This window comes from Gluconobacter sp. OJA, assembly GCF_039638325.1.
Lineage (GTDB): Bacteria > Pseudomonadota > Alphaproteobacteria > Acetobacterales > Acetobacteraceae > Gluconobacter > Gluconobacter cerinus.
The window spans coordinates 1379318-1399498 of sequence record NZ_JBDIWI010000001.1; the positions used below are offsets into that span (position 1 = coordinate 1379318).

The window sequence follows — 20181 nt, forward strand, 5'->3', positions numbered from 1 at the left end:
TCTGGATTTCCAAGTTGTGTTGAAAGAATGTGTCGGTCAGGAAAACGCTTGGGCAAGAGCGAGACGGTTGTTCTCGATCAACGCAGGCGCTTCGCGCATGAGTTCAAGAGCGGAGGCACCAAGAGTGACTTCTGCGGGGATGCCCAGACGGTGACGGAGTTGCGTCATCGGAATTTCATTCACGTTCGTTCCCCTCGGCAATCCCATTAGCTTCTGCCAGCCGTGTCTGTCGTCGAATGTCCTGACCGGCAAGACAGATAGAGGCTCTTCCGCCTTGGCGTACTCGATCAGATCCCTTGCGCGCTGGAGACCGTCGTTCCAGCCGATCAGCGTAAAAGACAGGGTGGCGGGGACGAGGTTGTCGTCCGTATCGATCTCGAAAGTCCTCTGGGAGGAAGGCATCTTGATGAGCGTGCGGCGGAGCAGAATATACTGGCCAGTCAGCCACGAGTTTTCCTGAGCCAGCTCCCAGAGGGTAGCGCACCCGGTCAAAGCATGAAGTTCTCGAAGTGCCAGTTCCGCGAAAACGCGCGCGCGCTGGAAACACATCTCAAGCCCGTCGCCCAGTGCGTTCCGGGCGTCGCGCCATGTGCTGAGTGCAAAGGTCATTCCAGTCAGGAGTGGCAGGCGAGCCGGAGAACCGGGACGTTGATCATTGAAGCGCGTCTGGAATTTACCGATAAGTGAACTTGCCAGTTCCTCAATTTTTTCCAGATCACGCTTCAGTGGAAACTCACCTCGCTCCAAGATGGCGGCGCAGTCGCGATAGTTTGCCAACAGCTCATTCAGATTTTCCTGAAGCTGCCGAATTGCACTGAGTTCGACGCCTTCTAGTTTGGCGAGATGGATGGTGTCATGCATTTCTGCGAAACCAGAACGTAATTGGTTCCTGATTTCAGCCAGCAGGGTCATCTGACGTTCCTGGCCGTCGATGACGCAATGTAAAAGCGCGGTATTTTCCCGAACCAGACGCTCGACTGACGCGAAGCCTGTTCGCATAGTCGAGTTGAGGCTCTCAATCCTGTTTTTTATCTGTTCCTGTCCTTGTTCCACGCGGCTCAAAGTAGTTTCGATGCGATTAAGCCTACGGTTGAAATAAAGCGCCACACCGAGGGGAGGACACGCAACGAAAGCAGCAAGATCGACGGCAGGAGAGTTCGCAATGTCAGTTAGGGTGTCAATGCTGCTCTTCAGGTTCTGCCAGAAAATTCCGGTGATATGGGCGATCTTCTGATAGGTAGCATCCGTGAAGTCGGCGATTTTGTGCGCGATTTCGACTACTTTTAGTACGAGTGGCGAGTTGTCGATTGCATAAGCGAGTGTTACGCTGATCATCCCGCCAACAGCTGCACCTGCGAATTCCGACAGAACCTCACGCAGAAAACCCGGCAACACGGAAGCGTATGTCATGATCAGCTTGTCGATCGCCTCGGAGATGATCGGCTGAATTACCGCACCGACGGCAATGGACAGAAGGCGCATTACAGCAGCGAGTTTTTCTTCTTGGCCGAGGTTGTCAGGATTATAGATAAGGATGCGGAGAGAAGTGACGATCGCGCTCCAGAAACTCCTCAGCATCTTCATGGCTTTTTTGGCTGTGCCGGTGAAGATGTTGATGATCGTGGTCACGATCTCAGAGAGCACGCCAGCGGTAAAGCCGCTCTTCATTTCACTCCAGATGTGACTCAATCTCCCTTTTATGCGCTCCCATGCGTTGCGGAGCACGGTGGCCACATGTTCGAGAATGGGTTTCAGATCAAGCTTTTCCTTCCAGGTCGGTGTTTGCTGCCATCGCTGGATAAGTGATGGGAATTCTTCCTGCACAGCGACTGAAAGTTCGAGCAAAACCACGCCTAGTCCCTGCCTGGCACCCATCTTAAAACCGGCAGCTAAAGCATGCTTGGATGTAGCGCCAATAAAGTCCTTACTCGTATAGTAAGCGACGTTGTGTTGCCGTGACATCGCCCTCTCTGCGTTGTGCGTCGCTTCTTTCAGTTTTGTCTCATCAACAACTAGTTTGGCTTCGAGCGATTTAAGTTTCTTTTCTGCGCCATCAGGAGCGGAGCCGTCCACAATTGACTTTCGCAGGCTTGCGGCTTCGGCAAGATTTGATTCCCGCTGTTTTTGTAGTCTTATAAGAAATACTTCAGCAGAGTCGGCTTGTTTAGAGCGGTTTATTGAGCGATCTGTCGGTTGAAGATTGCTACTTTGGTTGGCGAGATCCACTCCATTCAGAGAAGACAAGGCTCTCCGTGGATCGTCATGAATTGTTTTAGCTGCAACCACATGGTCACGGTCATATTTGTCGCCAGGTTTTATAGTCTTGCCTGTGTAAGCATCCCTTAAATTGCCAGCATCGCGTTCTTTATTCCACTCTTTGCCTTTGGCAATATATGCGGAATCAGAGTGATATTGCGCGCTTTCGTATTCTCCGCGTCTGGCATATGCATCGGCATGTTTCGTTCTTTTGAACGTCGGATTTTCACCATTTTTCGCGCTCTTGGCAACGTTGTGGATTGTGTCCACATGGCCGTTCGCTTCATCATTGCTAAATAGCAGGGCGTCCAGACCGAAGCTAGTAATGACGCTCGAAAACAGCACCTCTCTGTAACGCCCAGAGAGTTCTTGGAAAACAGACGGACTTTGATCTGGAACAGCCGACATACTTTCACACGCCCTTTCTACAACATGTAAACGTGATACATGCTGTGCTAATGGTAACCCTTTGATGCAAAAGCGTAGCATATGGATACACAAAGAGAACCCTTGCTTTCGCCCTTTGAGAGACCTTATATCTTGATAGGGTGTCAAAATCTGTCATGAGAGCTGTATGTCATTCGCAAAGGCGCAGGATATCCTCCAACTGGCTATGATGGCCACCAAGCAGGGGGGCGTTGCTCTCGAAGAGATCGCGGAAACGTTTGGTTGCTCCCATAGGACCGCTCAACGCATGACTTCGGCCCTTGAGGCTATTTTTCCTCAGGTTGTATCCATCCAAGGACAGGATCGCCGTATGCGATGGCTGATGGCGGTACGGACTATTGCACCGTTACTTACGCCCTCGTCAGACGAACTTATAGCGCTATCAGAAGCTGTGACACTGCTTGATCGTGCTGGAATGAAACACGAGGCTGCACGCGTTCGAAATCTTGAGTGCAAAATCAACGCTCTTGTCCCGCCAGTTCAGCGGACGCGTCTGGATGTTGATAAAGAGGCGGTGCTTGAGATGCTCGGATATGCTACTCGTCCGGGTCCTCGTCCAGCGGCAGCAGACGATGTAATCAAAGCGATTTATGAGGCACTTAAGGGGCCAAATCTGCTTCGTATTCTTTATCAAAAACATCGGGAAGATGTGCCGCATGAACGAATTGTGGCTCCCTATGGCTTACTTCTAGGAGTGCGCCGTTATCTTGTCGCTCGAGATGTAAAAAAAGGAATGGATGCACAGATACGACACTTTCGCGTGGAAGAACTCCATGAAGCCAAAGTGCTTGATCATGCATTCGAAATCGATCCTGATTTCGATTTGAAAAAACATGCGGAACGTGGATTTGGTTCTTTCATAAATGATGCTGAGTTCGGAGAGGTTGTCTGGTGTTTTCGCCCCGAGGCAGCAGAACACGCACGGCGCTACGTCTTTCATCCGAACCAGACAACCGAGACAACTGAAGACGGTTCTTTGATTGTGAAATTTAAGGCTTCAGGCCATCTTGAAATGGCGTGGCATCTTTATTCTTGGGGGGAGTCTGTCGAGGTTCTCGCTCCGGAAACGCTGCGTCAAATGGTTCTTGGTTATCAGAGGGGGTTTCGAGCTTTGCCGTGAGGCCAACCGATATAAGGTTTGACCTGGACGGATAGGAGCATCATTATTGGGATTAATGGCGTCTCGCTGGTTTTCTACAAGGTTTTCCGAATTCCGCCAGGCGGAAGCATGTCGGCATGTTGTATATCCGGTGTGTAGGCTGAAGCTGGATTTTTACCAAGAAAGTAGTTTACTCTGTCAGTTTCGAAGTTAATTCATAAATCTCATTATCGATTTTCCGGACAGCAGTAATCACATAGATAACGATCTGTTCGCCGATGAACTGATAAACAAGGCGCTACTCATCTTTTGGAAGTATTGATCTGGTAAAGTTCTGATAAACCGCGATGAAGCAAAAGATGGCTGATACCGATGTCTGCTTGCGAGAAACAAGATCGGCCTTCGGAAACGGCAAAAAGTAGGCGAAAGCACCCGGTCCGCTTACGCCTTCATGCTGGCCGTTCGATCGAATTTCGTGCCTTTCCGAAGCCAGACGTAATTAAGGCCCCGCACCCAACGATGGGCTCGTGCCAGAACGATTCAAAATACTTGATTCAAGGAATATTACTAATTTGATGGAGGAGCAGAAAGCACCTTGAGACTGGCGTCTCCGAATCTCAGGAAAACGCTTCTGATAGTGGTTTCTTCCTTGTTCTGAACCATGTTCGAAATGGTATCAATGAGCTGGTTCCCAGCCTGTGAAAGAAGCTCCTGAATCTGCCCAGTTTCTGGCCCGCTCGCCCGGAACAAATAGGAGAAAAATGCTAAAGGGAAAAAGAAAAGTGTGAAGATGGACGTATTACCGTTTGATGCTTCAGCTTTCTCTCGATGCTCTCGAAGATGGGTTGTGACGAGCTTGGCAACCTGCTTTACATCATTCCCGTCATTTGCAACGCCGAATATATAACAGATCCTGATATACATAGCCGAAATAATGGACGGAACAATATCTGCTTCGTCCGCTTTGTTTTGCAGAATTATTGCACGTAGTGCTGTAGCATTATTTGCGCTGAATTTGGCGACAAAACTACGGGCTTCTTTTTCCCTGAGTTCTTTTGCTGTTTTGTTCAGGCCTGAGATAACATTCGTAAAAGCCTGACGCTGGGCTTCTGGAATAAAACGATAAGACATCGAGATGAGGTCATCAAGGCCCTTGACTTTATACCTATGGACAATTGGATTGCCGTCATCACCTTCGGCCTCTTCGTCTTCTTCTTCGTAGGCCAGCCCTCTGGTCATTACGATGCAAGCGACATAAGGACCAAGGATTTTTTCGACCTGCTCCAAAAAACTTTTGTCCTTGAAAAGCCGAACCTTTGTCAGGACCACAATGACTTTTAGCCCAAGGTCAGTCAGAGCTTTTGCCAATCGTATTTCAGCATCTTCAATACGGGCAGAATCATTGCTGATACAAAGCCATGCCACATGGACATAGTCGTCCGGGTCTGCACCGCGACGACGTTTCACTTCGTCGATAATTCCGCCGAGGATCGTTGCGTAATCCGCGAGCTCCAAACCTTTTGTATCGAGGATACGGATAGGGTTGGGGGGATTCTCGATGAGTTCAATGCCTTGGGTAACAGGTTGTCCAATTCCCGTCTTGGCAAGATGATCACCAAAAACAGCATTAATGAGGGTACTTTTACCCACCCCCGTCTTGCCGCAAATCAGGATATTGGCAGCATTGTTGCCCGCCAGAAATTTCTTGTAGAAATCCCGTGTCTGTAATTGGAAGTCCTCAAGGGTTTTTCGCGCTTCATCGCTCAGACCATTATCGACTTTGGCGTCAGTCATAAATTGATATTCCTAAAACCCTTACAGACCGATCTTGTTTTTGAGGGCATTGAGGGCTTCCCCTAGTTCCAGCGGACGGCCTTCTTCAGTCAAGCTCACTAATACATCTACATAGGTCGAGCCCATAGCAGACGTTAGACGGTTGGCAACTGTGGCCGACAGGGCTCCTCCAATGAACGAACCAAGACCCGGAACCATTTTCATAATGCCGGTCACGACTGTTTTGCCCACTAGTGTGGCAGTTGAAGAGCCAATCAGAGTGGTCAGGACAGGAAGAACGCTGCTTTTTGTGACTGACATCCCAAATATAGTCGAGATCTTCACAATCATCGTGGCTTGGACCGGGAACAGCAGAATTGCGTCTGAGAAAGGAATGGGGGTCGCTCCAATAGCAGCTGCCGCAGCGCTGGAGACAGTGATAATTTTGGCTGCTTCCTCCTTCTTTTTCTGAAGGCCTTCTTTGGTCTCGATATTCAGGGCATTGGCAAATGCCTGCTGCTGGGCTTCCGGGATAACCTCGTAGGACACATGGATAAGTTCGTCGATGCCACGGATATTGTAAGCGCCCACAACATTCTCGTCATCGTCATAACGAGGCGTTTTAATGGCCCGGGTCTGAACCACAGCGTGTGCGAGCCCTTCAAACTTAGCTTTCACGATGGCAACGAACTCATTGGCCATAATAAAGGAATGGGATTTCGTCAGAACGACAATGACCTTCACTCCAAGTTCGTGCAGATCCCAGGCGAGCTGAAACTCAGCATCTTCAATACGCTTTCCTGGTTCAGCAATGCACAGCCAGGCCACATGAACGTAGTCATCACCATCATGCCCGCGTCGACGACGAACCTCGTTGATGATTCCGTCGCGAATGACTTGATAGTCTTCAAGCTCAAGGCCCTTAGTATCTAGAATATTCAGAGGTACACCATCGACACTAACCACGCTGAGCTTCTGCGTGACGGGACGTCCAATACCAGTTTCGGCCAGTTTGTCCCGGAAAACGGCATTAATGAGAGTGCTTTTTCCGACACCGGTCTTGCCGCAGATAAGGATATTAGCCTTCTTATGCTTTTTGGAAATTTCATCCCAGAAACCAAGGGCATCATCCTTGAGTTTCAGTATAGAATCTGCAGATGGAATAGACTTTACCACAATGAAGCACTCACCTAAATTCTTTTCCGTTACAGGATTCAATCAGATAATCGCCTGAATGACAATCTATGTCACAAAAACTTTCGAGAATGTTTGTCGCCAAAATTACGTTTTACTTGGCATGAAGGTCGATAATATGAATGACGGCTTTCTACTCTCGTTGTCTAACAGCAGACATACCGCTCCCCCCCAAGCGACATTTTTTGAGTACCATTCGCCCTACGGCTCACGCTCGTAATCTGCACACGTTTCCACCTCAACGCCTAGTAAGTGTCAGACTGTCGCGTTCAGAGATCGCGTATTCCACCAATCTTTGCTCTTATCGCGCAAGTGTCACAGCCGCCCGACCTCCCGGCATATCCCCAGAAGATGCGCGAGCTTCTGGTTCAGCACGGCGCCCAGAACAATGACGCCTTCCAGAATATGGGCCGCCTCACTCTCGGCTTTCAGACCATCGAGCCTGCCGCGGAGCAGATAATGCTCGAGTTCCACCAGTCGCACCACCTCATGCAACCAACCCTGCGTGCAACTCCTCCAGTCGAGGGTCTCGGTGAGAGGACAGGGACAGGCCATGCGCATCGTCGGTCATGAAAACCCCTCGGACAGAACAGTCGGGATATGCGAGCATCCCGCGATGACCTACGAGGCTCCGCGTCACCGTTTGATGCAGAAACATACGTTTATCCGACTATATATTCAAGCGTATTTTCGCCTAAATACAGACATCTCTGGTTCAGGATGTCTGTATGGCCCGATTACGCCCCCGAAAGCGCCCCCACATGGATGACCAATTCACCCTCCTCCGCGAGCGCTGCGAGCGCCTGCGTCAAGCCGCCCAAAGCATCGGCATCACCCACGCTGCCAAGGCCGCAGGCGTCCCCTATACGACCCTGAGGGATTATATGGGCGGTAGTGAGATGAAGCTGTCCGCTGTCGCGTCCCTCGCCCGGGTTTGTGGCGTCTCCCTGGACTGGCTTGCTTTCGGCGTTGGGGATGCCCCCATCACAGCGTCTCATGCAGCAGGCTCCTCTGAATCCCCGACGCGTGGCGGCCACCAGACTGTCATCCCTTGGATCGATGATCGCGATGAGGGTCTGCGCGTCAGCAAAGCCTGGCTTGAAGCCACCGTCGCACGTGAGACGACCGGATTAAGACTGATCAGCGTGACGGGCGATGCCATGACACCCACCCTGCGGGAGGGCGACCTCGGCATGATCGATACGTCCAGCATCAACGTTCAGGGCGGTGCTGTCTTTGCCTTACGCGTCGAGGGCAACATCCTCATCCGTCGCCTTGAACGACGCCTGGGCGGCGGGATCCGCGCACTCGCCGATCATGATCGCTATCCCCCGCAGGATCTCTCACCAGACGAAGCCCAGGCCCTGACACTTCTGGGAGAAGTGATCTGGTCAGGCGGACCACTGGTCAGTTAGGCTTGGCCAGACAGATAGAAACGTCTTGTGCGATTAATCGCGCCATTCTATATACGAATAATCATTGACTAAGGCGATTTGTCGCCTATTATGGCCTGAGATTTACCGCCCCATCGGGTATCTCAGGAGGCCGCCATGTCCGTTATCCTCTCTCTCTCCCCTACCCGCTGACCGAGCTGTAACGCTCCTCCTGCCCTTTCGCCATTTCACGAGAGCATGCGGAACGTCTGTTTCGGAGAGCGTCATGGACCAGAAAGATATCGACTTCGAGAAGATCAAAGAGCGGCTTGTGCTCTTTGCACGGCGGCCTGAAGACCTCCTGATCGCCTCCGTGATCTGTGTCATTCTGGCCGGACTTCTGCCCTGTGCCCACCGCCATGTCGAACGCGATATGGCGTCCTATCAGCAGATTGGCTTCAGCGGCTTTCATGTTCTTGGCTTCCTGCTCTGGATCACGATTGCCGCCTTCGCAGCCTCCACCCTCAGCCGGGTACGGGCAAGCTTCAATGTCCCACGTCATTACTGCGATCGCGCCTGCTATGCGCTGTCCCTGTTTTGCCTGGTCAGGATCTACATCTTCCTGCAATCCGCCCAGACGACCACAAGCGGTTTTTTCTTCTTCTTTTCGACCGTCCAGCTTTATTTCACGCCCGCCATCGGCGCTGTGTTTCTCCTGATCGCCCCGGCCCTGCTCTGGCGGGCTACGCATATCGAGAACGAACAGGTGCAGGCGATCTCGCAGGATCAGACGCAGATGTCCCCGCCCGAAGGTCCTGACACCTGACCTGACGCTTTTCGGCCCATCAGATCTCAAAGACCCTGAGTTTCCAGACACAAGGATTGGCAGAGCCGGATCCTTCCCAAGGCCTGCTGCCTGAACGCGCCCACACAGTCAAATGGTCCGGTTTCGAAATGGTTTTCCTCATTTCTGTCGGACATAAGTAAAGGAACACACGCCCATGAACACACCCTCAAAATATCCCCTCGCACTGGCTGGTTTGCTGATGATGGCAGGCTGCACACAGATGCAGCCCAATGACGCGATCGTGCCGCTTCAGGCGGCAACAGCACAGATGATCGGACTGGCCTCTTCCGATGAACTGACAGTCAGCAATGTTCAGGCCACCAGCCCCGACGGACTGGGCGGTCAGCAACTGTCCTATACAGCCACAACCGTGCGTGGACGTGTCTTTTCCTGCTCTGCGCTCATGACGCCAGGCCTGCTTACAGAGCCCCCCCAAAGTGTCAGCCCCCCCCACTGCACGCCCGTCCTCGTCCATCAATAATCCGGCTCTGAACCGCGTCGGACGACGTCTGATGACATGCCTCCCCTGAAACATGACGCCTTCACGCCCCAAATGTAAGGTTGCTCTCCATGTCCGATACCTTTCTGTCCTCAGGTCAGTCTTTGAACACTGTCACGATCGGTGATGGTGACAGCGTCTATGTCGGTTCCGGGGCCAGCACCTCGGATATTCAACTGGGGCCTGGTGGCAACGAATATGTCATGGCAGGCGGGCGGGTCCTTGGGACCGTTGTCAGCGCAGGCGGCTTTCTTTTTGCCGCAGGCGGAACCGACGCGGCGTCAGCCGTCGTCTCCTGAGGCACAATCGACGTAGGCGCCGAGGCGATACTTCATGCGTCGTCGTTGCGAGCCGTTGAGCTGTACGAAAATGAACAAGCCCCCGTATCAGCATGTCTGTAAGGTTTTCTGCTGGCTTAAGGCCACGCAAGCTGAATATCCGTCAGCATCCGATACCCCAATATATACCCCGACGCTGCATGAGCTTAAGGGCTATCACAGAGCGAATAAAATGACGGGAAAATACCAGCTCTACGACACTAAAAGCGCTACGAATTATTATGGGATATATAGAATGGCGGAGGGGATGGGATTCGAACCCACGATACGACTTACATCGTATAACGGATTAGCAATCCGCCGCCTTCAGCCTCTCGGCCACCCCTCCGCGTGGAAAGCAGTTTTTATACTGCGTTCGTGAAGGCGTTCTTAAGGGGGAACGGCCTCGCCGTCAAACCCCTTAAGAACAATTTTTTTATCTCATTCGGAAAGAAGCTTTTTCAAGGTTTCATTCACCAGAGCCGGGTTCCCTTTACCCTTCATGGCCTTCATCGTCTGGCCAACAAAGAAGCCGAAAAGCTTGTCCTTGCCGGATTTGAATTCAGCAACCTTATCCGCATTTGCTGCCAGGATGTCGCGGATGGAGCTTTCGATGGCTCCTGTGTCCGTCACCTGACGAAGACCTTTCCGCTCAACAATAGCAGAAGCCGATTCGCCGGTTTCTACCATGTCTTCAAGGACTTCCTTCGCAATCTTGCCGTTAATCGTCGAATCCGAGATCAGGCTTAACAGCTCACGCAGTCCTTCTGCACTGACCGGACTGTCTTCAATTGAGCGACCAGTGCGGTTCAGGGCAGCAAAGAAGTCTCCGAGCATCCAGTTGGTGGCAAGGCGCGCATCGGCACCCTTTGCAACGGTCTCGTAGAAGTCTGCAACAGCTTGCTCTGCGGTCAGGACACTCGCTTCATAGCGACTGACGCCGTATTCGCGCTCCAGGCGGTCCCGCTTGGCTTCTGGCAGTTCGGGAAGAGCAGCTTCTAGTTCGTCAACCCAGGACTGCTCGATGATGAGCGGAAGAAGATCCGGGTCCGGGAAGTAGCGATAATCGTGCGCGTCTTCCTTGGACCGAAGCGAACGTGTTTCGCTGCGGACATGATCGAACAGGCGCGTTTCCTGATCGACTTCGCCGCCAGCTTCCCAGATCTCGATCTGGCGCTGTGCTTCTACTTCGATTGACTGCATGACGTAGCGGATCGAGTTGACGTTCTTGATCTCGCAGCGGGTTCGATACCCCTCCTCGCCCGGCTTGCGCACAGACACGTTGACGTCAGCACGCATGGAACCTTCTTCCATGTTGCCATCGCAGGTATCGATATAACGCAGGATCTGACGAAGCTTCCGCAGGTAGGCTCCGGCTTCTTCCGGTGAGCGGATGTCCGGCTCACTGACGATTTCCATGAGGGCGACGCCCGCACGGTTCAGGTCAATGAAGGAACGCGTTGGGTCCTGATCATGGATGGACTTGCCTGCGTCCTGTTCCAGATGAAGTCGCGTCACGCCGATTTCACGTGTACTTCCATCCGCAAGATCAACCAGCACCTTGCCCTCACCCACGATGGGATGAGCAAACTGGCTGATCTGATAGCCAGTGGGGAGATCGGCATAGAAGTAGTTCTTGCGATCAAAGCGGCTGAAAAGATTGATCTGCGCGTTCAGGCCAAGGCCGGTCCGTACTGCCTGCGCAACGCATTCCTGGTTCAGAACCGGGAGCATACCCGGGAAACCAGCGTCAATCAGGCTGACATGCGTATTTGGCTCGCCGCCGTAAGAGGCGGAGGCGCCAGAGAACAGCTTCGCGTTGCTGATGACCTGGGCATGAACTTCCAGCCCGACGACAATTTCCCATTCGCCGGTGTTGCCGGTGATACGATAGCTCATGCCGACACTCCTGCATGGATGGCGGGTCTGTGGGTAAAGGACGCTGCCTGTTCGATGACGTGTCCCGCTGCGATCAGTGTTTCTTCGTCAAAGAACTTGCCAATGAGCTGAAGGCCGAGCGGAACGCCCTGTGCGTCCAGACCGGCTGGAACAGAGAGCGCAGGAACGCCTGCCATGCTGGCTGGAACAGTGAAGATGTCATTGAGGTACATCTGCACCGGATCTGTCGGCTTTTCGTCCTGAGCGAAGGCACTGGACGGTGCGGTTGGCGTCAGAAGGAAATCCACCTTCTCGAAGGCATTCAGGAAGTCCCGCTGGATCAGTGTACGGACCTTCTGCGCGCGCAGGTAATAGGCATCGTAATAACCCGACGACAGAACATGTGTTCCGATCAGGATACGGCGCTTCACTTCTTCGCCAAAGCCAGCGGCACGGGTGGCTTCGTACAGTGCATCAAGGGAATCCCCCTTCACACGTTCGCCGAAACGCACGCCATCATAGCGGGCAAGGTTTGAAGATGCCTCTGCGAGAGCTGCGATGTAGTAAGTTGGAAGGCCGTACTTCGTGTGCGGAAGAGACACTTCCACCACTTCTGCGCCTGCGGCCTTCAGCCAGTTGATACCCTGCTGCCAGAGGGCCTCGATTTCGGCTGGCATGCCCGGGGCATGATATTCCTTGGGAATACCAACGCGCAGGCCTTTGACGCCTCGCGTCAGCGCTGCTTCGTAATTCGGAACAGGCGTGTTGACGCTTGTGGAATCCCGCTCGTCAAACCCGGCCATGGATTCCAGCAGGATTGCGCAATCCTGAAGGTTGCGGGCCATCGGGCCAGCCTGATCCAGCGAGCTTGCGAAAGCGATCGTGCCGAAACGGGAGCAGCGGCCGTAGGTCGGCTTGATGCCAGCAATGCCGGTGAAGGCGGCCGGCTGGCGAATGGAGCCACCCGTATCCGTACCGGTCGCGCCCAAGACCAGACCTGCGGCTACCGCAGCGGCAGAGCCACCGGAAGAACCGCCCGGAACCAGCTTGGCGTCAGAGCCATTGCGCTTCCAGGGGTTTTCTACCGGTCCAAAGGCTGAGTTCAGATTGGCGGACCCCATAGCGAATTCATCGAGGTTCAGCTTGCCAAGGAACACGGCGCCGTCACGCAGAAGGTTGGACGTCACCGTGCTTTCGTAAGGCGGGACAAAATTGCCAAGAATCTTGCTGGCCGCCGTCGTGCGGACGCCGTTCGTGCAGAACAGATCCTTGATGCCGAGCGGAATGCCGGTCAGTGCGCCGCCCTCACCTTTCGCCAGAACGTCGTCCGCAGCCTGGGCTGCTACGCGAGCCTGATCGGGCGTACGGGTGATGAAACTGTTGAGGCGACCATCCAGACGCTCGATGGCATCCAGGTGGGCGTTCGTCAGTTCAACCGCGGAAATCTTGCGAGACTTAAGGGCATCCCGGGCAGAAGCCAGCGTAAAATCGTGCATGCCGGACATTATTCGACCACCTTCGGAACCGTGTAGAACGGACCTTCACGGTCCGGAGCGTTTGACAGCACGTCATCGCGGCGATTGCCGTCCGTGACGCGGTCTTCCCGCAGGCGTGGCGTGGCGAGGCCTGTGCCAATCATGGGAGGGACATCTGTGACGTCCACTTCGTTAAGCTGTTCCACCCAATCGATGATGGAACCCATGTCCTTCCCGAGAGAGTCTACCTCCCCCGGTTCGAGACCAATTCTCGCCAATCTGGCGATGCGCGTGACCGTTTTCGCGTCGAGCGACATGAACATTCCTGAAAAAGAGGAAATTATGGTAGCTTTTCAGCCGTCAGACAGATCATAACGCCGGGTTATGTCCCTGTTCAATCCACAAGACCTCCGTAATGTTCTTCAAACTGATCAGCGTATCCTTGGGCTGGACCCTGGATCGAAGACGATCGGCGTCGCCCTGACAGACGTTTCTCTCATGCTCGCATCGCCATTTATGGGATTAAAACGGCGGAAATTGGGGGAAAATGCCAAGGAGTTGGCAGAGATTACAAAGCGCCAGAACGTTGGGGCGCTGGTGGTCGGTCTACCCCTGTCATTGGATGGATCTTTTGGTCCCGCAGCACGCGCAGCGTCGGACTGGACAACAGCTCTTTCCGAGCGGTTGGGTATTCCTGCGTGTCTTTGGGATGAGCGGCTCTCATCCAGTGCGGTCAACCGCTTCCTTATTCAGGACGCTGATATGACGCGTGGGCGACGCGCTGAAGTCGTCGATAAAATGGCGGCCGCCTACATGCTGCAAGGCTGGCTGGATGCGACGAAGGGTAGCTCTGAAAAGACATTTTTGTGAAAAATGTCTCTGGTTGGTCTGAGTTATATGAAATTTAGACCAACCAGAAGTACCAGAATGGCAATCCCAACAAAAATGCAAACCGGAAGCATAATGGTGGAGAGCAGAGATTCTCCCTCCTCCGTCGCTTCAAGAGCAATTTCGTCTTCGGTATCATCGATGTTTCTTTGGTCGGTCATAGTCAAACAGTACGATATTGCCTCGTCCGAGGCGAGAAAATTATTTTATTGATGAGGTAGAGATTTATTTTCATAACCATTGAAAATAAATCTTCACAGATAAGAAAATAATAGCAATCTCATAATAATTTTCCTTATCGGTAAATATTTTTTATCTTAATTATTTCTGCGGAAATATTTATCGTTGGAATTATATTTTTTGATGATTCTTTCCATGAAAAATTGACTTGTATTTGGCGTTTTTCTCGGAAAATCATCAGATCTGAATGTCGCGTACAGACTTCGAGCATTGCCGCATGAAGGGAAATGCTTATCCGCTCATTCAACGCATCTTTTATCAATGAAGGGTCAGACATGAATTCGGTCCTTCCTTAATTTGGACCAAAATTATCCTGTTTTTCGGGCTGTGGCAATTGATACTGTTTTCAAATAAGCTTTTCTCCTCACAGGAGGGCCCTAAAATGGCTGATGAAGAAATTGCTGGCTACCTAATTCGCCGTGAACTCGAAAACGGAGACGACGAATTCTGGAACCCCACAGAAAAGTGGGTTTCTGATCCGGGCGACTCAGAGCTCTATGAAGATGAGGACGAAGCAAACGCTGTCGCCGATCTGCTGAGCGAGAATGACTCATTGGTGATCACCGTTGAAGAAGTGTATTTCGACGACGGCGAAGAAGATGAAGCCACCGACGGAGAATAAGCATCTCTCCTGAAGGGGACTGCGGCCGCGCGGCTTTTTGTAGCGCGGCCCTTTTCTTTGTTTTGTACGGCCGCTCTTAGAGCCGTCACTGGGCATCTCTTGCTAACGCGCGTTAGTGCCTTACAAACCTGAGGGTTACGTCATGCAGCGGAATGATAACGACGAAGACGGTATCGGATCAGAAATCCACGAACTGATGAGTGAATTGCAAAGCGATGCGGAGCGCCTGAACATCGCAGCCGATAAATCTTCAACTCCTGATGATATCAAGCATATGATTGCTGCACTTGCTGATAAAATTGATGGACTGGCTTCCTTAATCCGATAAGTCCTCGCAGAAACCTTATCTTCTGTGAGTAAAGATTTTCTTTTGTGTTTTCGAGTATTTTTACCTAAAAATTTAAAATAGACCTCTAATCATCATATAGTCTCCAATGACTGCAATAAATATAAGTAGAAGAATTGCTGGTATGCAAAGAGTTAAAAAGACAAAACCGAAAATGACAGGTTTTTTCGGCCTGTTCGGATCTGGGTAAGGACCGCCCAGAAGATTCATAATATATTTATAGGTTATCCAGAGACCAAAATTCGCGGCCCAAATCACAGATAAAACGAAAATCATAAAGTAAAATTTCTTTTGGCTGTTTCGACGGGAGAAAGAGGAATGCACTGTTTCACAGTATTTATGAGATGCTTCCACGTGAACCAATAGACAAAATATTTTTTCTGGTAAGGCTAATAAGCCTCATTTTCTCACGGTCTCGTGATACTTCTCCCCCTCTCTCCAAGCATATTACAATCCAAAAAATCCTAGGATTTTCGACTTGAGAAAATCTTGCGAATCAAAACGCGGATAGATATGGTCTGCGTATGTCATTTTACGGCGCTAGCACTGAATACGTCCTGCACAGCCTCCTGTGGCTTGTCGACAATCCTGAGCCTGTCAGCAGTCTCGATCTGGCGGAGCTTCAAAATATTCCGGCAGCATTTGTTGCGAAGCTTTTGCCCAAGCTGGAAAAGGCTGGTCTCCTCAATGCTGCTGAAGGGTTGAAGGGTGGCTACACGTTGGCAAAACCTGCCGACGAGATCACTGTTTTGGCCATTGTTGACGCAGTGGATGGTGAAAAGCGCCTCTTTAATTGTCAGGAAATCCGCGGACGCTGCGCCCTCTTTGACGAGAACCCACCTGGATGGGCGACGCAGGGGGTATGCGGAATTCATGCAGTCATGCTGCGAGCTGAAAAGGCGATGCGTCGGGAGTTAGCCCAAACATCCCTCGCCGATTTGGCCAAATCAGTTCGGGACAAGGCGCCCTCGCCTTTTCTTGGAGAGGCACAGACCTGGCTGGATGAGCGTGTTCAGACCCGCAGGACGAACAAGGTCCGGCAGAGGCGTCGTTCGGACAGTGCTTGAGCGGTTTCAGCTAACAAAAAAGGAAATATCCCGTGCGTAAATTTACTGTCCTGGCTGTTTTAACTGCTGGCATCTGGGCCTCCTCCCTTCATGCAGCGACAACAGTCACACCTTTGATGAGTCACGAACTGCCAGGTCTTTCAGGAAAGGAAGGGGCCATGGTTACAGTGGACTACGGGCCAGGAGATTCAGATCCGATCCACAGGCATAACGCATCTGTCTTCGTTTATATTCTTAAGGGCAGCGTCATCATGCAGGTTAAGGGTGGGCAGCCAGTCACTTTGAAAGAGGGGCAGACCTTTTTTGAAGGCCCCAACGATGTGCATGTTGTAGGGCGGAATGCCAGTCAGACCGAACCGGCTAAATTCATTGCATTTTTCGTCAAGGACAAAGCGGCCCCCTTCGTCTTTCCTGCGCACTGAGTTACGGGATATTCGCTATGAAAATTTTTGTCGCAGGTGCGAGCGGAGCGCTGGGGCGCTGCTTGATTGCGCGCCTCAAAGAGGCTGGACATGACATCTGGGGGATGGCTCATCGGCCTGAAAGCCTGAGCGCTATCGAGGTGTTAGGAGCCCATGCAGTCAAAGCTGATGCTCTCAATAGGGAGGCACTCTTTGCAATAATCGAGAAGCTCCGCCCTGACGTCGTGATTGATGAACTTACGTCTCTCCCGGCAAGTCCTTTTGATCTTCCAAAGCATCTCCCGATCGATCGAAAACTCCGCCTTGAAGGTGGCGGCAATCTTTTCGATGCGGCGCAAACATATGGCGTAAAGCGTTACATACAGCAGTCTTGCGGCTTTTATCTGGACGCTGGTCATGACCTGGCGACAGAAGCATCTTCTCTTAGAATTAGCGCGCCAGGGAATATCGGGGAAAGCGCTCGGATGTATGCAGCTCTGGAAGCGCGCGTCGGGAGCGCCCTTTCAATGGAGAGCATCACGCTACGATACGGCTTTTTCTATGGCCCAGGTACTTGGTACTGGCCAGATGGTGCATTTAGTGTGCATCTCGCCCGTGGTGAGGTCTCACTGATTGGTGCCGGCGCCAGCGCATTCTCTTTTGTTCATGTAGATGATGCGGCACAGGTAACTGTATCAGCACTTACAGCCAAGCCTGGCATTTACAATATCGTTGATAGTCAGCCTCTTCAGTTCGAGAATTGGCTGAAGGCGTATTCGCGATGGGTCGGGGCACCGGTGCCGCCGTGCATGACTGAAAAGGACGCTGTTCTGCTGATGGGCGAAGAAAGCGTCTATTACCAGAATAGCCTGACAGGCGCCTGCAATCGTAAGGCTATGGCTGCGCTCGGGTTTAGTCCATGAAAAGCCCCGTGGCTCAGTACTGTAGGCTAGAGCTGCCGGCGCATATTTGGATATGAGGGTACGGTATTTATCTGCGCCCGTTTTGGAAGAAAATGGGCCAGCCAATAGAACGATGCAGGCCTTTCGCCCAATTGGCGTAAATAATATTAAGTATTTTCAAAGGGTTCGAATGGTGGGCGCGACAGGGATTGAACCTGTGACCCCTGCCGTGTGAAGGCAGTGCTCTACCGCTGAGCTACGCGCCCATTCGTTGAGCGGGCTTTTAACAGTGGCGATACAGTCTGACAAGACGATTTTTTGGCCATGCCATCGCCTTTGTTTGAACTCATTGCGCCGTCAGAAATATTTTGTCTGACTGGGAGCGACAATGAAACGGAATGCAGCTTTGGATTGTCTGCGAGGAGCAGCAATTCTTTTTGTGATCAGTAATCACATTGGAATACGCATTCCCCTCTCTCATATGGGGTTGGCCAGCTTTCTACCGCGTTGGTTCCTGGTGGGCCTGAACTATAATGGCGGCGAGGCTGTCAGCATCTTCTTCGTTTTGTCCGGCTTTCTGATTGCGTCCCGAATTACGCAGACCTTTGGTGCTTTGGATCGGATACAGCCGGTCAGGTTCCTCATTCATCGCGCCATTCGTATCCTTCCCTGCCTCGTGTTACTTGTGAGCGTTCTGGGAGTGCTCGACTATGTCGGCTTCGAAGATTATCGCTTTTCAAAGCCGGGTCAGAGCTTCCTAGGCGCGGCAATGGCAGCTTTCGGGCTGTATTTTAACGTGTGGCAGGCCCGGCATGGTTGGAGTGTTGCAGGCTGGACGATCCTTTGGTCCCTGTCGATTGAAGAGCTTTTCTATCTGCTGTTCCCGTTCCTCTGTCGATTGAATGTGTGGTTGCGTGTGGGCGTGCTCCTCCTGCTGGCTGTAACGGCACCCGTGTATCAGGCAACGCTTCAAGGCAATGAAATCTGGCGGGAGCAGGCCACCCTGACCGGTTTGGGAACCATTGCGCTGGGTGTTCTCATGGCAATTGCAGCAGCACGGTCTCGTCCTAACGGAAGCTGGCCTGTTGCGATGGGGGGGATTGGTTTGCTGATGATGCTGTCAGAGATGTTTGGTCCGCCATCATGGTGGCATCTGCTGTCTGATGGCTGGTTTGCCGTCCTTTATGGAGGCATTGCCATGCTGGTTTTGGCCTGTGGCTGGCGTTCATTTGAAGGTGGTCGATGGAGCTGGTGGATCCGTAGAATGGGGCAACTGTCATATGAGGTCTATCTCACCCACATGTTTGTTGTCATGGCTGCTGTTCGGATCTGGAGGCATAATCATTGGCCGCAAAGCAATGGATGGACTGTCTATCCAGTCTGCCTGATCGTGATCTGGGGGCTGGGCGAAGCTGTCTCGCGGCTCTTTACCAAGCCCGTTACCAAGTTTCTTGATCGAGCGTTGACGTCCCGGATCTATCAAAAAAGCCGAGTGACAAGTTCGGTTCAGCCGGAAGTGGGATGCTAATAGTCCGCCTCCGGCTCATATGCTTCTTTTCGGAACGCGCGCAGTGAGTTGTCTCAGAACGCTATTTTTACTGTTCTTCCAGCAAGGGAGGTGCGGCCAATGACAGGTAATGCATACGCTTCAACTCGCGTCGACCCAGTGTGATGCTGTCCAGGATCAGGCCGCAAACCAGCGAGATTGCCGCAAGGATCATACTGCCTGTGGCAAGGAGCGCTGTTGGAAGGCGTGGGACGAGCCCTGTGTTGAGGTAAGTCACCACGACAGGAATTCCGAGGATCAGACCGACAAGGGTAAAAAATAGTGAGAGCGCTGCGAAGAACATCAACGGGCGTTCCTGCTTCACCAGATTGATGATGGTTCTCAGGATTAGCAGTCCATCTGAGTAGGTGCGCAGCTTGGATGCTGAACCGGGCGGACGCTCGATATAAGCTGTTGGAATTTCCCCAATCGGCATGCCGAGTTCGAGGGCATGGACCGTGAATTCGGTCTCGGTCTCAAAGCCTGCAGAAAGAGCCGGGAAAGATTTTACGAAGCGCCGGGAAAATACGCGATAACCTGAGAGCATGTCACTGAGGCGACGGCCGAAGACGAGCGTTACCAGTCCTGTCAGTACCTTGTTGCCCAACACATGTCCGCGGCGATAGGCGGCTTCGCGGTCTGTTATGCGCGCACCATTTACCATGTCCAGCCCCTCTGACATGGCAGCATGAAGCATGCCGGGTGCTGCTGCAGCCTCATAGGTGGCGTCACCATCAACCAGAATATAATAGTCTGCCTCAATATCCGCGAACATCCGGCGGATAACGTGTCCCTTCCCTTTCATCCGCTCCGTACGGACAATTGCTCCCGCAGCTTTGGCGACTTCCTTTGTGCGATCTGTCGAGTTGTTATCGTAAACGTAAATATCTGCGCTCGGCAGTGCTGCACGAAAATCCTGCACAACCTTCTGAATGGTCACTTCTTCATTATAGCAGGGCACAAGAACAACCGTGCGAGAAGAAGAGAGATGCGCGTTGGAAAGCATTGAGA

Annotated in this window: 20 protein-coding genes and 2 tRNA genes; 12 read left to right on the forward strand and 10 right to left on the reverse strand. The window is 52.2% G+C overall.

The window, feature by feature from the left end:
- Positions 1-36: 36 nt before the first annotated feature.
- Entirely contained in the window at positions 37-2664 is a 2628-nt protein-coding gene (locus ABDK75_RS06520) for a hypothetical protein (RefSeq protein ID WP_346005277.1), read from the reverse strand.
- Between the two features lie 166 nt (positions 2665-2830).
- Here ABDK75_RS06520 and ABDK75_RS06525 point away from each other — a divergent pair, with 166 nt between their 5' ends.
- Positions 2831-3823 (forward strand): WYL domain-containing protein, encoded by a 993-nt coding sequence (locus ABDK75_RS06525; protein WP_346005278.1) that lies wholly within the window; start codon positions 2831-2833, stop codon positions 3821-3823.
- Positions 3824-4369: 546 nt separating this feature from the next.
- Here ABDK75_RS06525 and ABDK75_RS06530 read toward each other — a convergent pair.
- The 3 genes from ABDK75_RS06530 to ABDK75_RS06540 form a co-directional block, all read right to left on the reverse strand.
- Complete coding sequence (locus ABDK75_RS06530; protein ID WP_211496793.1) at positions 4370-5596, reverse strand: GTPase domain-containing protein; 1227 nt, start codon at positions 5594-5596, stop codon at positions 4370-4372.
- Positions 5597-5617: 21 nt separating this feature from the next.
- Complete coding sequence (locus tag ABDK75_RS06535; RefSeq protein ID WP_346005279.1) at positions 5618-6793, reverse strand: DUF697 domain-containing protein; 1176 nt, start codon at positions 6791-6793, stop codon at positions 5618-5620.
- 291 nt (positions 6794-7084) lie between these two features.
- Positions 7085-7324 carry a hypothetical protein gene (locus ABDK75_RS06540; RefSeq protein WP_346005280.1) on the reverse strand — a complete coding sequence of 80 codons (240 nt, stop codon included), beginning with the start codon at positions 7322-7324 and terminating at the stop codon, positions 7085-7087.
- 173 nt (positions 7325-7497) lie between these two features.
- On the opposite strand from ABDK75_RS06540, the gene ABDK75_RS06545 reads away from it, so the two are divergent.
- From ABDK75_RS06545 to ABDK75_RS06560, 4 genes are all read left to right on the forward strand, one after another.
- Entirely contained in the window at positions 7498-8184 is a 687-nt protein-coding gene (locus tag ABDK75_RS06545; protein ID WP_346005281.1) for a S24 family peptidase, read from the forward strand.
- A gap of 244 nt (positions 8185-8428) precedes the next feature.
- On the forward strand, positions 8429-8968 hold the full coding sequence (locus ABDK75_RS06550; protein WP_346005282.1) for a hypothetical protein: 540 nt from the start codon (positions 8429-8431) through the stop codon (positions 8966-8968).
- 175 nt (positions 8969-9143) lie between these two features.
- Positions 9144-9470 carry a hypothetical protein gene (locus ABDK75_RS06555; RefSeq protein ID WP_346005283.1) on the forward strand — a complete coding sequence of 109 codons (327 nt, stop codon included), beginning with the start codon at positions 9144-9146 and terminating at the stop codon, positions 9468-9470.
- Positions 9471-9559: 89 nt separating this feature from the next.
- Positions 9560-9787 carry a hypothetical protein gene (locus ABDK75_RS06560; RefSeq protein ID WP_346005285.1) on the forward strand — a complete coding sequence of 76 codons (228 nt, stop codon included), beginning with the start codon at positions 9560-9562 and terminating at the stop codon, positions 9785-9787.
- A 275-nt stretch (positions 9788-10062) separates the two neighbouring features.
- On the opposite strand, the gene ABDK75_RS06565 is transcribed toward ABDK75_RS06560, so the two are convergent.
- The 4 genes from ABDK75_RS06565 to gatC all read right to left on the reverse strand — a co-directional run bounded on the left by ABDK75_RS06565 (position 10063) and on the right by gatC (position 13475).
- Positions 10063-10154: transfer RNA gene (locus ABDK75_RS06565), tRNA-Ser, on the reverse strand.
- A gap of 92 nt (positions 10155-10246) precedes the next feature.
- Positions 10247-11704 carry an Asp-tRNA(Asn)/Glu-tRNA(Gln) amidotransferase subunit GatB gene (gene gatB / locus ABDK75_RS06570; protein ID WP_346005286.1) on the reverse strand — a complete coding sequence of 486 codons (1458 nt, stop codon included), beginning with the start codon at positions 11702-11704 and terminating at the stop codon, positions 10247-10249.
- On the reverse strand, positions 11701-13188 hold the full coding sequence (gatA, locus tag ABDK75_RS06575; protein WP_211502612.1) for an Asp-tRNA(Asn)/Glu-tRNA(Gln) amidotransferase subunit GatA: 1488 nt from the start codon (positions 13186-13188) through the stop codon (positions 11701-11703). Before gatA ends, gatB begins: the two co-directional genes overlap by 4 nt.
- Positions 13188-13475: an Asp-tRNA(Asn)/Glu-tRNA(Gln) amidotransferase subunit GatC gene (gene gatC, locus ABDK75_RS06580; protein WP_064275348.1), complete on the reverse strand. Its 288-nt coding sequence runs from the start codon at positions 13473-13475 to the stop codon at positions 13188-13190. Before gatC ends, gatA begins: the two co-directional genes overlap by 1 nt.
- Before the next feature lie 67 nt (positions 13476-13542).
- On the opposite strand from gatC, the gene ruvX reads away from it, so the two are divergent.
- The 6 genes from ruvX (at position 13543) to ABDK75_RS06610 (ending at position 17645) form a co-directional block, all read left to right on the forward strand.
- The gene (ruvX, locus tag ABDK75_RS06585; RefSeq protein ID WP_211496788.1) at positions 13543-14028 is read left to right on the forward strand and encodes a Holliday junction resolvase RuvX; all 486 of its coding nucleotides are present in this window, start codon (positions 13543-13545) and stop codon (positions 14026-14028) included.
- A gap of 640 nt (positions 14029-14668) precedes the next feature.
- Positions 14669-14908, forward strand: a complete 240-nt coding sequence (locus tag ABDK75_RS06590; RefSeq protein WP_211502611.1) for a hypothetical protein — start codon at positions 14669-14671, stop codon at positions 14906-14908.
- Positions 14909-15050: 142 nt separating this feature from the next.
- Entirely contained in the window at positions 15051-15236 is a 186-nt protein-coding gene (locus ABDK75_RS06595) for a hypothetical protein (RefSeq protein WP_211508473.1), read from the forward strand.
- Positions 15237-15778: 542 nt separating this feature from the next.
- Positions 15779-16321 (forward strand): Rrf2 family transcriptional regulator, encoded by a 543-nt coding sequence (locus tag ABDK75_RS06600; RefSeq protein WP_086633162.1) that lies wholly within the window; start codon positions 15779-15781, stop codon positions 16319-16321.
- Positions 16322-16353: 32 nt separating this feature from the next.
- The gene (locus ABDK75_RS06605) at positions 16354-16743 is read left to right on the forward strand and encodes a cupin domain-containing protein (protein WP_346005287.1); all 390 of its coding nucleotides are present in this window, start codon (positions 16354-16356) and stop codon (positions 16741-16743) included.
- 17 nt (positions 16744-16760) lie between these two features.
- Positions 16761-17645 (forward strand): NAD(P)-dependent oxidoreductase, encoded by an 885-nt coding sequence (locus tag ABDK75_RS06610; RefSeq protein ID WP_346005289.1) that lies wholly within the window; start codon positions 16761-16763, stop codon positions 17643-17645.
- A gap of 170 nt (positions 17646-17815) precedes the next feature.
- Here ABDK75_RS06610 and ABDK75_RS06615 read toward each other — a convergent pair.
- Positions 17816-17890 (reverse strand) — tRNA-Val (locus ABDK75_RS06615).
- 122 nt (positions 17891-18012) lie between these two features.
- Here ABDK75_RS06615 and ABDK75_RS06620 point away from each other — a divergent pair.
- Positions 18013-19152 (forward strand): acyltransferase, encoded by a 1140-nt coding sequence (locus ABDK75_RS06620; protein ID WP_346005290.1) that lies wholly within the window; start codon positions 18013-18015, stop codon positions 19150-19152.
- Between the two features lie 67 nt (positions 19153-19219).
- Here ABDK75_RS06620 and ABDK75_RS06625 read toward each other — a convergent pair whose 3' ends face one another.
- Positions 19220-20176, reverse strand: a complete 957-nt coding sequence (locus ABDK75_RS06625) for a glycosyltransferase family 2 protein (RefSeq protein WP_339408234.1) — start codon at positions 20174-20176, stop codon at positions 19220-19222.
- Positions 20177-20181 lie beyond the last annotated feature (5 nt).

Excerpts from the sequence above, each read along its gene's own strand:
- ABDK75_RS06555 (WP_346005283.1), top strand. The coding sequence starts at position 9,144 with ATGAACACACCCTCAAAATATCCCCTCGCACTGGCTGGTTTGCTGATG.
- ABDK75_RS06620 (WP_346005290.1), top strand. The coding sequence starts at position 18,013 with ATGAAACGGAATGCAGCTTTGGATTGTCTGCGAGGAGCAGCAATTCTT.
- ruvX (WP_211496788.1), top strand. The coding sequence starts at position 13,543 with ATGTCCCTGTTCAATCCACAAGACCTCCGTAATGTTCTTCAAACTGAT.
- ABDK75_RS06610 (WP_346005289.1), top strand. The coding sequence starts at position 16,761 with ATGAAAATTTTTGTCGCAGGTGCGAGCGGAGCGCTGGGGCGCTGCTTG.
- ABDK75_RS06520 (WP_346005277.1), bottom strand. The coding sequence starts at position 2,664 with ATGTCGGCTGTTCCAGATCAAAGTCCGTCTGTTTTCCAAGAACTCTCT.
- ABDK75_RS06540 (WP_346005280.1), bottom strand. The coding sequence starts at position 7,324 with ATGGCCTGTCCCTGTCCTCTCACCGAGACCCTCGACTGGAGGAGTTGC.
- ABDK75_RS06525 (WP_346005278.1), top strand. The coding sequence starts at position 2,831 with ATGTCATTCGCAAAGGCGCAGGATATCCTCCAACTGGCTATGATGGCC.
- ABDK75_RS06560 (WP_346005285.1), top strand. The coding sequence starts at position 9,560 with ATGTCCGATACCTTTCTGTCCTCAGGTCAGTCTTTGAACACTGTCACG.
- ABDK75_RS06625 (WP_339408234.1), bottom strand. The coding sequence starts at position 20,176 with ATGCTTTCCAACGCGCATCTCTCTTCTTCTCGCACGGTTGTTCTTGTG.
- ABDK75_RS06600 (WP_086633162.1), top strand. The coding sequence starts at position 15,779 with ATGTCATTTTACGGCGCTAGCACTGAATACGTCCTGCACAGCCTCCTG.
- ABDK75_RS06590 (WP_211502611.1), top strand. The coding sequence starts at position 14,669 with ATGGCTGATGAAGAAATTGCTGGCTACCTAATTCGCCGTGAACTCGAA.
- ABDK75_RS06530 (WP_211496793.1), bottom strand. The coding sequence starts at position 5,596 with ATGACTGACGCCAAAGTCGATAATGGTCTGAGCGATGAAGCGCGAAAA.
- gatC (WP_064275348.1), bottom strand. The coding sequence starts at position 13,475 with ATGTCGCTCGACGCGAAAACGGTCACGCGCATCGCCAGATTGGCGAGA.
- ABDK75_RS06595 (WP_211508473.1), top strand. The coding sequence starts at position 15,051 with ATGCAGCGGAATGATAACGACGAAGACGGTATCGGATCAGAAATCCAC.
- ABDK75_RS06545 (WP_346005281.1), top strand. The coding sequence starts at position 7,498 with ATGGCCCGATTACGCCCCCGAAAGCGCCCCCACATGGATGACCAATTC.
- gatB (WP_346005286.1), bottom strand. The coding sequence starts at position 11,704 with ATGAGCTATCGTATCACCGGCAACACCGGCGAATGGGAAATTGTCGTC.
- gatA (WP_211502612.1), bottom strand. The coding sequence starts at position 13,188 with ATGTCCGGCATGCACGATTTTACGCTGGCTTCTGCCCGGGATGCCCTT.
- ABDK75_RS06550 (WP_346005282.1), top strand. The coding sequence starts at position 8,429 with ATGGACCAGAAAGATATCGACTTCGAGAAGATCAAAGAGCGGCTTGTG.